General features: G+C 69.9%; 16 protein-coding genes. 7 read left to right on the forward strand and 9 right to left on the reverse strand.

All coding sequences use genetic code 11. The features are described 5' to 3' along the window. Positions 1-49: 49 nt before the first annotated feature. The gene (locus tag JWS14_RS34845; protein ID WP_241031547.1) at positions 50-451 is read right to left on the reverse strand and encodes a PAS domain S-box protein; all 402 of its coding nucleotides are present in this window, start codon (positions 449-451) and stop codon (positions 50-52) included. 127 nt (positions 452-578) lie between these two features. Here JWS14_RS34845 and JWS14_RS34850 point away from each other — a divergent pair, with 127 nt between their 5' ends. Then, entirely contained in the window at positions 579-1,064 is a 486-nt protein-coding gene (locus JWS14_RS34850; protein WP_072937697.1) for an acyltransferase, read from the forward strand. On the opposite strand, the gene JWS14_RS34855 is transcribed toward JWS14_RS34850, so the two are convergent. Continuing rightward, positions 1,004-1,528, reverse strand: coding sequence for a MarR family winged helix-turn-helix transcriptional regulator (locus tag JWS14_RS34855; protein WP_206015257.1), 525 nt, complete (start codon positions 1,526-1,528; stop codon positions 1,004-1,006). The genes JWS14_RS34850 and JWS14_RS34855 overlap by 61 nt on opposite strands. A gap of 65 nt (positions 1,529-1,593) precedes the next feature. Between JWS14_RS34855 and JWS14_RS34860 the strand changes: the two genes are divergently transcribed. The 3 genes from JWS14_RS34860 (at position 1,594) to bluB (ending at position 4,200) form a co-directional block, all read left to right on the forward strand. Next, entirely contained in the window at positions 1,594-2,436 is an 843-nt protein-coding gene (locus tag JWS14_RS34860; protein ID WP_206015258.1) for an alpha/beta fold hydrolase, read from the forward strand. A gap of 70 nt (positions 2,437-2,506) precedes the next feature. Continuing rightward, positions 2,507-3,544, forward strand: a complete 1,038-nt coding sequence (locus JWS14_RS34865) for a CobW family GTP-binding protein (RefSeq protein WP_206015259.1) — start codon at positions 2,507-2,509, stop codon at positions 3,542-3,544. Further along, a complete protein-coding gene (gene bluB, locus JWS14_RS34870; RefSeq protein WP_072937701.1) occupies positions 3,541-4,200 on the forward strand; it encodes a 5,6-dimethylbenzimidazole synthase in 660 nt (219 codons plus the stop codon). Before JWS14_RS34865 ends, bluB begins: the two co-directional genes overlap by 4 nt. Here bluB and JWS14_RS34875 read toward each other — a convergent pair. From JWS14_RS34875 to JWS14_RS34890, 4 genes are all read right to left on the reverse strand, one after another. Beyond that, the gene (locus JWS14_RS34875; RefSeq protein ID WP_174705451.1) at positions 4,197-5,630 is read right to left on the reverse strand and encodes a DEAD/DEAH box helicase; all 1,434 of its coding nucleotides are present in this window, start codon (positions 5,628-5,630) and stop codon (positions 4,197-4,199) included. The two genes, bluB and JWS14_RS34875, sit on opposite strands and share 4 nt — an antisense overlap. A gap of 252 nt (positions 5,631-5,882) precedes the next feature. Next, on the reverse strand, positions 5,883-6,296 hold the full coding sequence (locus JWS14_RS34880; RefSeq protein ID WP_087556627.1) for a molybdenum cofactor biosynthesis protein MoaE: 414 nt from the start codon (positions 6,294-6,296) through the stop codon (positions 5,883-5,885). Further along, entirely contained in the window at positions 6,289-7,263 is a 975-nt protein-coding gene (gene moaCB, locus JWS14_RS34885; RefSeq protein WP_206015260.1) for a bifunctional molybdenum cofactor biosynthesis protein MoaC/MoaB, read from the reverse strand. Before moaCB ends, JWS14_RS34880 begins: the two co-directional genes overlap by 8 nt. Then, complete coding sequence (locus tag JWS14_RS34890; protein ID WP_072937703.1) at positions 7,260-8,444, reverse strand: molybdopterin molybdotransferase MoeA; 1,185 nt, start codon at positions 8,442-8,444, stop codon at positions 7,260-7,262. The genes moaCB and JWS14_RS34890 overlap by 4 nt, the downstream gene beginning before the upstream one ends. Before the next feature lie 119 nt (positions 8,445-8,563). On the opposite strand from JWS14_RS34890, the gene moaA reads away from it, so the two are divergent. Both moaA and JWS14_RS34900 read left to right on the forward strand, forming a co-directional pair. Continuing rightward, the gene (gene moaA, locus JWS14_RS34895) at positions 8,564-9,619 is read left to right on the forward strand and encodes a GTP 3',8-cyclase MoaA (protein ID WP_095860812.1); all 1,056 of its coding nucleotides are present in this window, start codon (positions 8,564-8,566) and stop codon (positions 9,617-9,619) included. Continuing rightward, on the forward strand, positions 9,612-9,869 hold the full coding sequence (locus tag JWS14_RS34900) for a MoaD/ThiS family protein (protein ID WP_015890181.1): 258 nt from the start codon (positions 9,612-9,614) through the stop codon (positions 9,867-9,869). Before moaA ends, JWS14_RS34900 begins: the two co-directional genes overlap by 8 nt. A gap of 20 nt (positions 9,870-9,889) precedes the next feature. Here the strand turns inward: JWS14_RS34900 and JWS14_RS34905 are convergent, their stop codons facing one another. After that, positions 9,890-10,663: an SDR family oxidoreductase gene (locus tag JWS14_RS34905; RefSeq protein ID WP_095860811.1), complete on the reverse strand. Its 774-nt coding sequence runs from the start codon at positions 10,661-10,663 to the stop codon at positions 9,890-9,892. A gap of 4 nt (positions 10,664-10,667) precedes the next feature. After that, positions 10,668-11,507 (reverse strand): ammonia-dependent NAD(+) synthetase, encoded by an 840-nt coding sequence (gene nadE, locus JWS14_RS34910; RefSeq protein ID WP_072937706.1) that lies wholly within the window; start codon positions 11,505-11,507, stop codon positions 10,668-10,670. A 50-nt stretch (positions 11,508-11,557) separates the two neighbouring features. Here nadE and JWS14_RS34915 point away from each other — a divergent pair, with 50 nt between their 5' ends. After that, positions 11,558-12,109: a nucleosidase gene (locus JWS14_RS34915; RefSeq protein ID WP_072937707.1), complete on the forward strand. Its 552-nt coding sequence runs from the start codon at positions 11,558-11,560 to the stop codon at positions 12,107-12,109. Here JWS14_RS34915 and JWS14_RS34920 read toward each other — a convergent pair. Beyond that, positions 12,106-12,876, reverse strand: a complete 771-nt coding sequence (locus JWS14_RS34920) for an META domain-containing protein (RefSeq protein WP_072937708.1) — start codon at positions 12,874-12,876, stop codon at positions 12,106-12,108. The two genes, JWS14_RS34915 and JWS14_RS34920, sit on opposite strands and share 4 nt — an antisense overlap. Positions 12,877-12,891: the final 15 nt, after the last annotated feature.

Here is a 12,891-nt window from a genome sequence, read left to right on the forward strand (position 1 = left end):
GGACTCCGCCGTGCTGCGGCGGTTCCGACGACGGCCGGTGAGCGGACGGTTATCGGATCGGCTGCCTCGCGGCCGTGGGGTTGCCCCAGATCGTGTCGGACTCGTCCTGGAGCACGAGGGCGACCAGTCTCTCGGTGCCTGCGGTGAACGTGGACGCCGCGACGAGCACCCAGATCCAGTGGCCCTCCCGGTGCCGGATGCGCAGATGTGCTGTCGCGCTGGGGCTTTCCTGGCTCAGTACCCGGGCGAGCATGGTGCCCCACAGTGCGGCGTCGTCGGGGTGGAACAGTTGCTCGTGATCGAGGTCCGCGAATTCGTCGGCGTCGTAGCCGATCAGGGCCGCGCAGGCGGGGTTGCTGAACACGACGTTTCGTTCGCGGTCGTGAACGCTGATCGCGTGGGGAATGGATTCCATCAGCGCAGCGAATCCGTCGCTATCCAGTTGTCTCACGGTTCCCCCCTCGTGCTTTTCGATGGCGCCCACATGGTACGCCGCACCGTGCAGTTTCGTGTGGTGAAATAGTTAATGAATAGCAAACCTCGATCGCGAACGTGCTCCGCGGGGCTAGGGTGACGGGATGCGGTTCGTCACCATCGTCCAGGCCTCCGCGTTCGTCCCCGTGTGGTTGCGGGTCCTGCTGCTGATGGCCGCGGGAGCGAAAGTGTGGGGAGCCGGCATCTATTCGGGCTGCTATTTCGGCAGCAAGGACGTCACGATGGGGCTGGGGACCTTCGTCAACCGCGGCGTCCTGTTCGACGGCACCGCGCCCATCACGCTCGGCAGGCAGGTCGCCGTCGGGCACCGCGTCCAGTTCGTCACGAGCACCCACGAGATCGGTCCGAGCTCCGGCCGGGGCGGGCGCGTGGTCGACCGTCCGATCGTGATCGGCGACGGGTGCTGGATCGGCGCGGGCGCGATCATCCTTCCCGGAGTGACGGTGGGCGAAGGGTGCGTCGTGGGGGCGGGCGCCGTGGTCACCCGCGACTGCGAGCCGAACGGGCTCTACGCGGGGTCGCCCGCGCGCCGGGTTCGCGACCTCGACTCCGCCCCGTCCGTGCGCTGAGGGCCGGCCCGGCGTTCGACGGCGACCGCGCGGTTCACGCCGTCGAGAAACCGTGAAATGGTGGCTTTTTCGACCGCGTCGAAGTCGTCGAGGACGGCGGCCGTCCGGTGGATGAGCGGCCCGAAGAACGTCTGACCGAGATCGACGGCGCGGGGTGTGACCGCGAGCAACCACCTGCGGCGGTCGTCGGCGTCCCGGTCGCGGCGGATCAGGCCTGCCTTCTCCATGCGGTCGAGCAGGGCGGTGACCGAGGCGGAGTTGATGCCGAGCTGGCCTCCGAGCCATCCGGGTGTGGCGGCGAGGCCCGCCCGGTCGGCGTCGAGGATGCAGATCAGGGCGCGGAGATCGGTGGTGTGCAGTCCGTGCAGTTGCGCGAATTCGGCACCGAGCAGGTTCAGCTCCACTGCGAGTGCACGCAGCCGGTGCACTGTCTGTGCGCCTTCGTCCGGGTCCACGCTCCGCAATCTACTGCGACCTTTCCTTCGATTGTCTAGTATCTCGATTATCGAGATATTTCGAGGAGGATGCGATGACGGCAGTCGGCGACTTCGTCCGCGCCTACGACTCGCTGCTGGCCGACTGGCCGGTGGACGTCACACCCGTCGACGTTCCCACACCGTTCGGGTCCACCCGGGTGAACGTGTGCGGACCGGAGTCGGGGGCGCCGCTGCTGCTGCTTCCCGGCGGAGGGGCCACGTCGACCGTGTGGGTCGCCAACGTCGCGGCGCTCGCCCGCAGTCACCGGGTGCTCGCGGTGGACGTCATGGGCGATGTGGGGCGCAGTGCGAACGACGGTGCACCGCTGCGCACCGCCCCGGACCTGTTCGAGTGGCTGGACGCGGTGCTCGACCACCTCGGGGTGACGGCGCCGGCGGTGGTCGGCCATTCGTACGGTGCGATGATCGCGCTCGCCTACGCACTGCACGATTCCCGTCGCGTCGACCGTCTGGCGCTGCTCGACCCGACGTCCTGCTTTGCGGGCCTGAGCGCGCGGTACCTGCTCCACGCGGCGCCGGTGCTCATCCGGCCGACGGAGAGACGGCAGCGGAGGCTGATCCGCTGGGAGACGGCGGGTGCCGGAGTCGACCCGCGGTGGCTCGGCGTCACCGCGCTCGGGGCGGCCGCGTTCGGCCGCACCACGCTCGTCGTGCCGTCGCGTCCGACAGCCGACGCGCTGGCGGGCCTGACCGTCCCCACGACGGTGGTGCTGGCGGGTGGCAGCCGGGCGCACGACGCGGGCAGGGTCGCGGAGAACGTCGGGCGGCTGCTCCCGTCGGCCACGGTCACGACGATCCCCGGAGTCACCCACCACACGCTGCCGATGGCGCCCGCCGCCGACGTGGACGCGGCGATCCTCGCCGCGGTCGGCTGACGCGCGCCCGGGTGCCGGGCGTTAGGATGGGCGCCCGGTAGCTCGTCGAGGTCCCACGGAGGTCGCAGCGTTGGCGAAGAAGCGGATTCCCGTCGTCATCGTCGCCGGATTCCTCGGTTCGGGAAAAACCACCCTGCTCAACCATGTGCTGCGCAACAACCGCGGCGTCCGGGTCGGCGTCATCGTCAACGACTTCGGCGCCGTGAACATCGATTCGATGATGGTGGCCGGCCAGGTCGATTCCATGGTGTCGCTGAGCAACGGCTGCATGTGCTGCGCCGTGGACGTCAGTGACATGGACGAGATGCTGGACCGCCTCGCGCATCCCGCGTCGCAGATCGACGTGATCATCGTCGAGGCGAGCGGGCTTGCCGAGCCGCGCAACATGATTCGTCTCGTCCTCGGAAGCACCAACCCGCACGTGATGTACGGCGGTCTCGTCGTGATGGTCGACGGCGAGCAGTTCGAGGACATGTCCGAGCAGCACCCGGACCTCTGCAAGCACGTCACGCTCGCCGACCTCGTGATCCTCAACAAGACGGACCGCATCGACGACGACCGGCGCGCCGCCGTGCAGGCGATGGTCCGCGGCTACAACGACCGCGCGCCCGTCCTCACCACCGCGCACGGCCGGATCGAGCCCACCCTGCTGTTCGACCGGGAACCCGGGCGTGAACCGGCGCCGGGGGAGCAGCTCACCCTCGACCAGCTCCTGCTGGATCAGCACGACCACTGCGAAGGCCACGACCACCTGCATTCGTCGTACGAGGCAGTCGATTTCGCTTCGGACGAGCCGATCGATCCGCGGCGGCTCGTCGAGTTCCTCGAGAAGCGACCGGTCGGGATCTACCGGATCAAGGGATTCGTGCATTTCGCGGTGCCGGGGCAGTCCCGAAAGTTCGAGGTGCAGACCGTCGGGCCGCACATCAGATTCACGTCGACGCGCTGGGAGCCCGGCGAGGAGCGGGCGACCCAGCTGGTGCTCATCGGTGCCGACATCGAGGGCGAGCACGTGCGGACCCGGCTCGCGGGCTGCGTCGTGGCGGTGGGCGAAGATGCGGACCCCGGCGCGATGCTGGGTGTGCACCGCTATACCGTGACCGCGTGACCGAGTCTGCGTGTAGTCCCGATACGAATCCCGAGCCGGCGCTGTCGGTGTACGACGCGATCCGCCGCCGCCGCGACGTGCGGGCCGAGTTCACCGGGGAGCCGATCGCGGAGGAGGTTCTCGACCGCATCCTGGGCGCCGCGCACTGCGCGCCCAGCGTGGGCAACACCCAGCCGTGGGATTTCGTCGTCGTACGCGACACCGGCACGCTGACCACGTTCGCCGACCACGTGGCCGGCGCCCGCAGGCGGTTCGCGGAGTCGCTGCCCGAAGATCGCAAGAAGACGTTCGACCCCATCAAGATCGAAGGGATCTGCGAGAGCGGAATGGGGGTAGTCGTGACGTACGACCGGAGCCGCGGCGGCGAACACATCCTCGGCAGGCACACGGTCGACGACACGGGCCTGTTCTCCGCGGTGCTCGCGATCCAGAATCTGTGGCTCGCCGCGGCCGCCGAGAACGTGGGCGTCGGCTGGGTGTCGTTCTACGACGAGCCCTATCTCACCGAACTGCTGGGCATCCCCGAGCCGGTGCGTCCCATCGCGTGGCTGTGCGTGGGGAGGGTCGCCGAGTTCCAGCAGGTGCCGGACCTCGAGCGCTTCGGGTGGCGGGGGCGCCGGCCATTGGCCGACGCCGTCCACCTCGAGAAGTTCTAGCCCTGACGGCGGCGTGAACCGCCGGCGGACGCCGTGCGGGTTCCGCCGCCCGTGGAGGAGGCTGCGCGGGGGCGTCCGGCTCCACCCGAGCGGGAGCGACGTGCGCCGCCGCCCTGACCGTGTGCGCGGCCGCCCTGACCGGCTTGACCGCCGCGTCCGCCCTGGGCGCCGCCCGGCCGCTGATTGCGTCCGCCGCCGCCGTTCGACGCCGGTGCCGCCTTGGGGGCCGGCGCGACGTGCGGTGCGATGTCGCCGACCAGGTCGAGCACGTGTGCGGAGTCCGCGGTGCTGCGGACCGGGGTCACCTTGATCGCGGCCTTGCGCATGAGGACGGCCAGGTCCTTGCGCTGCTCGGGCAGCACGACCGTGACGACGTCGCCTGCGCTGCCCGCGCGTGCGGTGCGGCCGGAACGGTGCAGGTAGGCCTTGTGCTCGGCGGGCGGATCGACGTGGACGACCAACTGGACGTCGTCGACGTGCACGCCGCGCGCCGCGACGTCGGTGGCCACCAGCACGCGGGCCTCACCGGCGGAGAACGAGGCGAGGTTGCGGTCGCGGGCCGCCTGCGACAGGTTGCCGTGCAGGTCGACCGAGGGGATTCCCGCCTCGGTGAGCTGACGGGCCAGCTTGCGGGCCTGGTGCTTGGTGCGCATGAACAGGATGCGGCGTCCGGTGCCCGATGCAAGCCGCTCGACCAGCTTGCGCTTGGCCTCGACGCCGTCCACGTCGAACACGTGGTGCGTCATGGCCGCGACGGGCGAGTTCGCCTCGTCCACCGAGTGCAGCACCTCGTTCTTCAGGAACCGCTTCACGAGCTTGTCGACGCCGTTGTCCAGGGTGGCGGAGAACAGCAGTCGCTGCCCCTGCTGGGGGGTCGCAGTGAGGATGCGGGTGACGACGGGCAGGAAGCCGAGGTCGGCCATGTGATCGGCCTCGTCGAGCACGGTGATCTCGACGGCGTCGAGGCTCACGAACTTCTGCTTCATCAGGTCTTCGAGCCGTCCGGGGCACGCGACGACAATGTCGACGCCCGCCTTGAGGGCGCTCACCTGACGGTTCTGGGAGACACCACCGAAGATCGTGGTGACTCGCAGGTCGTACGCGGCGGCGAGGGGCTCGAGGGTTGCGGTGATCTGCGTGGCGAGCTCGCGGGTGGGGGCGAGGATCAGGCCCACCGGGCGGCCCGGCCGGCGCTTTCCGCCGGACAGTTCACCCGCGAGGCGGGACACCATCGGAATGGAGAATGCCAGCGTCTTGCCGCTGCCCGTCTTGCCGCGGCCGAGCACGTCCCGTCCCGACAGTGTGTCGGGGAGGGTGTCGACCTGGATGGGGAACGGGGAGGTGATCCCCTTGTCGGCGAGTGCTTTCACCAGCGGTTCGCGGACACCGAGCGCGGCGAACGTCGTGTCGGGGGTATTCGTGTCAGACAAGTGGTCAGGCCTTTCGAGCACAGGGTTGTGCCCGGAGGGCCGATACGGAAGGTCTCCGTCGGAGCTCGAGCACAGGTTGGCGGCGTTGCCGGTCGGCAAGCTTCTTCGCCGTAAGAAGAGCGGATGCGGTGGTGCACATCCAACAGGATTCGGGTGACCGAACTGAATGCGTTCTACGACGCTGGATGACCGTCGTGGTCATCTAGTGATGGCGAGTCTACCTGGTGACGGCCGGCCGGTCCGACCGAGGAGTCACAGACCGACCCATTCGGACGCCCCGTCGGCGAATTTCTGCCGCTTCCAGATGGGTACCTCGTGCTTGATGCGCTCCACCAGTTCGGCGCACGTGGTGAACGCCTCGGCGCGGTGGGGAGCGGCGACCGCGGCGACCACCGCGAGGTCGCCTACGGTGAGGGATCCGACCCGGTGGATGGCCGCCACGGGGAGTCCGGACGAGGCCGCGACCTCCTCGCAGACGGTGCGGAGGAAGCGTTCGGCGTCCGGGTGCGACTGGTATTCGAGTGCCGAGACCGATTGTCCGCCATCGTGATTGCGGACGACGCCGGTGAACACGACGACGGCGCCGTGTTCGGGCCCGGCCACGGCGGCGTCGACGACGGCGGGATCGAGCGGCTGATCCGAGATCTGGGCGAGAATGTCAGGCATCGTGCGCACCTCCACCTGCGACCTGAGCGAGAAGATGATCGACGATGGGGTCGAGGACGGACAATCCGTCCTTGACCCCGCCCGGCGAGCCGGGGAGATTCACCACGACTGTGCCGTTCGCCACACCGGCGAGTCCGCGGCTCAGCGAGGCGTGCGGGGTCACCTCCGTGCCGCGGTTCCGGATGGCGTCGGCCACGCCGGGCAGTTCGCGGTCGAGCACCGCGCGGGTGGCCTCCGGGGTCGCGTCCGTGGGGGAGACCCCGGTGCCGCCGGTGCTGATGATCAGTGCCGGGCTCCCGGACAGGGCGTCGGCGAGTCCGGACGCGATGTCCGCGTCCGCGTAGACGAGCGGACCCCGGGTGGTGAAGCCACGTTCCTCGAGCCACGCGGCGATCACCGGGCCGGTCGTGTCTTCCCGCGTGCCCTTGGCCCCGCCGGTCGAGGCGACCAGTACGGCCGCGGATCGTGCTGTCACCGTGGGCGTTCCGGTGCTTGGCTGCTCGCGCGTCCAGTGCCCGCGTTTGCCGCCGTCCTTGGTGAGCAGCCGGACACCGTCCAGTGTCGCGGCGGGGTCGACGGCTTTCACCATGTCGTGCAACGTCAATCCGGCCACCGCCACGGCTGTGAGGGCCTCCATCTCGACGCCGGTCGGGCCCTTCGTCTTCGCGGTGGCCTCGATGGTGATCGCAGTGTCGGTGAACCCGAACTCCAGCTTCACCGACGACAGCGCGAGTTGATGGCAGAGCGGAATCAGCTCGGACGTCTTCTTCGCCCCGGAGATCCCGGCGATCCGGGCCGTCGCGAGAACATCGGCCTTGGGGAGGTCGTCGGCCCGGACCAGTTCGATCACCGCGGGGGTGGTGACCAATTGCCCGGCGGCCACCGCGGTTCGGGTCGTGTCCGCTTTCGCGCTCACGTCGACCATGCGCGCGCGGCCCTCGCTGTCGAGGTGCGTCAGGTCGCTCATAGGGGGATCACCTTCACGAGTTGGCCGGCGTCGAGCGCGGTGACGTCGGCGGGAACGTCGAGGAGGACGTCCGCCCACGCCATCGCGGCGACGAGATGGGAGCCGGGGCCGGAGACGAGTTCGACTCCGGCGTCGGTGCGGCGCGCCCGGAGGAACTGCCGCTTGCCGGGAATGGAGGTGACGGCCGCGGCGAGCGGCAGTTCCTCGGGTTCCGTCGGCGGGAGCCCGGCGGCGCGCCGGATCTCGGGACGTGCGAACACCTCGAAGGAGACGAGGGTGCTGACCGGGTTCCCCGGAAAGTTGAGGACGGGCGTGCCGTCGACGACGGCGGTGCCCTGCGGGCCGCCCGGTTGCATCGCGACGTGCCCGAAGTGCGCGCCGAGCGGTGAGAGCGTCTCCTTGACCACCTCGAAGTCGCCCATCGACACCCCGCCGGACGTGAGGACGAGGTCGGCGGTGGTGGTCGCCTCCGCGAGCAGGGTCCGGAATTCGGCCGGGTCGTCGCCGCTGCGCGCGATCGACACGACCTCGGCACCGTTGGCCCTGGCGCTGGACGCGAGGGCGATTCCGTTGGAGTCGTAGATCTCTCCGGGGTGCAGCGTCGTTCCGGCGTCCACCAGTTCGGCTCCCGTGGTGATCACGGCGATGCGCGGGCGCGGGCGCACGGGGACGCGCTGCAAGCCGACGGCGGCGAGGACGGCGATGTGCCGGGCGGCGAGCACACTGCCCGCGGGCAGCAGGAGCATGCCCTCCCGGACGTCGCTGCCGCGCTCGCGCACGAACTCACCGGCGGTGCGCGAGCGTTCGATGCGGACCTGTCCGTCCGCGGCCTCGGTGTCCTCGACCGGGACGATCGCGTCGGCGCCTTCGGGGATCGGCGCACCGGTCATGATCCGGTAGGCGGTCCCGGGAGTGTGGACGGTGGTGCCTGCCGGTCCCGCGGCGATCACGCCCCGGACCGGCAGCACCGCCGGGATGGACGTGACGGAGGCGGCGTCGACCGCGTATCCGTCCATCTGCGAATTCCGGAACAACGGCAGGTCGACGGGGGAGCGGACGTCGGCGGCCAGGGCGCGCCCGAGTGCCTCGCCCAGCGGGATCTCCTCGGGCGGGCGCCCGTGCAACGGCGCGAGGAGTTCGGCGACGTGCTGGGCGTGCTGCTCCACAGAGCGTGCGGTCACGATATTCCTCCGGCCATGATCACCAATCCTAGGCACCTCCCGGCGGAGTGACGCGCACCGCATCGGACAACGCTCACCCCCGCGCGGCATACTGGACAGATGCAGCGAAAGGCGACTCGATGACGACGGTGGAGATGGGGATCCCGACCGTCCGGTCGTCGGTCTCGCTCGACGGCAGACCGGACGTCGACCAGCTGGTCGACCGGTTCGGCCGCGTCGCGCGGGATCTGCGGGTGTCGATCACCGAGAAGTGTTCGCTGCGCTGCACGTACTGCATGCCCGAGGAGGGCCTGCCCGCCATTCCGGCGCAGAATCTCCTCACCGCAGACGAGATCGTCAGGCTCGTCGACATCGCCGTCCACCGGCTCGGTGTCCGCGAGGTCCGGTTCACCGGCGGCGAACCGCTGATGCGGGTGGATCTCGAGCGGATGATCGCCGGATGCGCCGAGCGGGTGCCGGGGATTCCGCTCGCGATGACCACCAACGCGGTCGGTCTCGAGCACCGCGCGGCCGGGCTCGCCCGCGCCGGGCTGACACGGGTCAACGTCTCCCTCGATTCGGTCGATCGTGAGCACTTCGCGAGACTGACCAGGCGCGACCGTCTGCCGTCGGTGATGGCCGGTATCCGCGCCGCCGCCCGAGCCGGACTGGCGCCGATGAAGATCAATGCGGTGCTGATGCCCGAAACGCTCAGCGGAGCGGCCGATCTCCTGGAATGGTGCCTGCACGAGGGCGTCACGCTGCGGTTCATCGAGGAGATGCCGCTCGACGCCGATCACGAGTGGGCACGCGACAACATGGTCACCGCCGACCGGTTGCTGGCCGTCCTCGGCGAGCGGTTCACGCTCACCGAACACGGGAGGGAAGACCCGTCGGCGCCCGCCGAGGAGTGGCTCGTCGACGGCGGACCGGGCACGGTCGGAATCATCGCGTCCGTCACCCGGTCGTTCTGCTCCGACTGCGACCGCACACGCCTCACCGCCGAGGGAACGGTACGTTCGTGCCTGTTCAGCGACCAGGAGGTCGACCTGCGGTCGGCGCTGCGGTCGGGTGCGGGCGACGAAGACCTGGCGCAGTTGTGGCGCGGCGCGATGTGGAACAAGTGGGCAGGCCACGGGATCAACGCGGCGGGCTTCGCCCCGCCGCAACGCAGCATGGGAGCAATCGGTGGTTGATGTGACAGGCATTTCGGTTCGGTACTTCGCGGCCGCCGCCGACGCGGCGGGCTGCACGAAGGAGACCCTCGACCTCCCGGCCACCGCGGATCTCGGCCAGGTGAAGGACCTTCTCCTCGCCAAGTACGGTCCCGACATGCAGCAGGTGCTCTCGGTCTCCGCCTTCCTGGTGGACTCCGAGTTGACCCGCGATCTGACGCGCACCGCCGGCGCCCAGGTGGACGTGTTGCCACCGTTCGCCGGCGGCTAGTCCGCTGTCCGCCGGGCCGTTCAGTGGATGGACTCGGCCAGCCACCGGTCGAAGGTGATCGTTCCGAACCGGTTGTCGGGCACCAGGTTCGATCCGTTTCGCAGGAACTGCCCCAGCGCGCCGGGAAGCGGCACGTTCACGACGAACCCGTGCGTTCCGGTGGCCTTCTTCCACGCCGTCGTCAGATCGCGGGCGGTGCGCACCTCCGGGCCGCCGATGGTGATCGTCCCCTTCGGCGCGTCGGCGGCCAGGGCGGCGTCGACCAGGGCGGTCGCCACGTCCCTCGTGTCGATGGTCTGAAAGCTCGTCTTCGAGAACGCCGGGATCAGCCCCGCCCGGCTCGCCGGCTTCGCGATCATGGGAATGAAGTCGTGGAACTGGGTTGCCCGCACGATCGCCGTCTCCATCGCGGCACTCTCGTAGACCCGCTCCTGGGTGCGCTTCGCCTGGTAATAGGCGAGTTCGGCCTGGTCGACGTTGACGATGGAGAGGAGGACGGCGCGTCCGACGCCCGCGCCGTCCGCGGTGGCGAGCAGGTTCTCGGCGCCCTTCTCCAGCACCGCCCGGGTGCCCTTGGTCTTGCCGTCGGTGGTGTCCACCACGACGTCGACACCGTCGAGCGCCTCGTCGAGGCCGTCGCCGGTGACGAGATCGCCGTGGAAATGCGCGATCTCGCTACCGGGCGCCCCGCCGTGCCGGGTCAGGACCCGGACGGAATGACCGCGGGCGAGGAACTCCTTGACCACCTGCCGGCCTGCAGTGCCGGTACCGCCCGCGACCAGCGCCTGGACCACCGGGTCACCGCCACCACGTGTCGAGCGGGGTCACCGGGACCGTGCGCTTGTGCCGGGTGCTGCGGAACATCGCCTCGAGCTTCTCGGCCACGGCGTCCGGGACGTCCTTGCCCTCGAGGTAGTCGTCGATCTGCGCGTACGTCAGGCCCAGCGCCTCCTCGTCGGGAAGCGCGGGACGGTCGTCCTCGAGGTCGGCGGTGGGAACCTTCTTCCACGTGCTCTCGGGTGCGCCGAGTTCGCGGAGCAGCGCGGCACCCTGACGCTTGGACAACCCCGTCAGGGGAGTGACGTCCACGCCGCCGTCGCCGAACTTGGTGAAGAAACCGGTGATCGCCTCGGCGGCATGGTCGGTGCCGACGACGAGATACCCGAGCTGACCGGCGATCGAATACTGGATCACCATGCGCTCGCGGGCCTTGATGTTGCCGCGGACGAAGTCGCGGAGTTCGCCGCCGTCGCCGATGATGTCGCGCAGGGCATCGGAGGACTCCTTCGCGGTCGCGTCCGCGCCGGGCTTGACGTTGACGACCACCGACCGGTCGGGCTTGATGAAGTCGAGGGAGATCTGCGCGTCGGATTCGTCGGCCTGCGTGCCGTAGGGCAGCCGCACGGCCACGAACTCGGCGTCGTGGCCCTCCTCGCGCAGTTCGCTCGCCGCGAGCTGGGCGAGGCGCCCGGTGAGGGTGCTGTCCTGACCGCCGCTGATACCCAGGACGAAACCCTTGGCCGGGGTCGACAGCAGGTAGTCCTTCAGGAACTGAACACGTTTGCGGATCTCGCCGGCCGCGTCGATGGTGGGCCGGGCACCGAGTTCCTCGAGGATCTGCGCACGTAGATTCGCCATGACAGAACTCTAGCGAGTGCCCCTGACGGGCGCAGGGTACGGTTCCGCGCATGAGTAGATCGGACGTTCTGGTGGTCAGCGCGACCAAGGCGGAGGCGGTGCACGTCCCGTCCGAGTTCGAGGTCCTGATCACCGGGATCGGCAAGGTGAGCGCCGCCGTGGCCGTGGCGTCCGCGCTCGCCGACTACCCGCGAACCGGCAAACCGCTCGTCGTCAACATCGGCACCGCGGGGGCGCTCCACGAGCATCACAGCGGGCTGTTCACGCCGTCGACCGTCCTGAATCACGACATCAGCGGCGACGCCATCCGGGCGCTCGGGCACGACGTGGGCGATCTTCTGGCCCTGCCCGACGGCGACGGGTCCGTGCTCGCGACCGGAGATCTGTTCGTGTCCGACGCCGGCGTGCGCGACGAACTCGCCCGCAGAGCCGACCTCGTCGACATGGAGGGTTTCGCCGTCGCGTATGCCAGCGCCCGCGCCGGCGCCCGGTGCCGGCTCGTCAAGCACGTCAGCGACACGGCGGACGACTCGGCACTGGACTGGCCCGCCCGGATCGATGCGAGCGCCCGCGAACTCGGGCGCTGGCTCACCGCTCTCTAGCTCGCGCGTAGTTCCAGCCCGGTGCCGTCCGCGTTGACCACGCGCATCGAATCCGAATGGACGCTGTATCCCGTCTCCCCGGTCAGTGCCGCGAGGACGGCGCGCTCCACCTCCGTCTCGTCCGGCGGACACGCCATCCGGGTGGTGGCCCACGACCCGAACGTGATCGAACTCTGCTGCACGTCCGCGGTCCCGGTCATTCGGTTGCAGCCGGTGAAACCGGACGCCGAACCGTCGGCTGCGATCAGCAACTGCGGTGCGGTCCGCTCCAGCGCCGCTGTCGTGGTGACGGCGTCCGGGCTGATCAGCGCGGTCACCGTCCACGTGGTCCCGACGACGGGCCGGTCCGGCCGGGCGACCTTCTCGTCCGTGAGCGTCACCGAAGCGGTGGGCGTGGTGAGGGTGAGCGTGTCGCCGCCGAGGGTCCAGTTCGGTTGCGCGTCCAGCAGGGCCGCCACCCAGGCGTCGGCGCCTGCCGCCTCGCCGGGGCACGCCATCAGCGTCATGGCGAGCGGTCCCGTCACGATCTTCCCGTCGGACAGGTCGACGTCGGCGCTGCCCTGATTGCATCCGGCGTCGACGGACAGCCGCCCGGGGTCGGTGAACCCGAGCACGAGCGGCCCACCGCCGGGAATGGGGTCGCCCTCGACGGAGGTGGAGACGAACGTGCGGCCGGTCGGGTCGGGGGCCTCGGGCTGCGCATCCCCGCCGCAGGCGGTGAGCGAGGCGAACGTCAGGAGGCCGAGAACGGCGGCGGTGGTGCGCATTCCCCGAGGTTAGAC

The sequence above is a fragment of the Rhodococcus koreensis genome, assembly GCF_017068375.1.
Lineage (GTDB): Bacteria > Actinomycetota > Actinomycetes > Mycobacteriales > Mycobacteriaceae > Rhodococcus_F > Rhodococcus_F koreensis.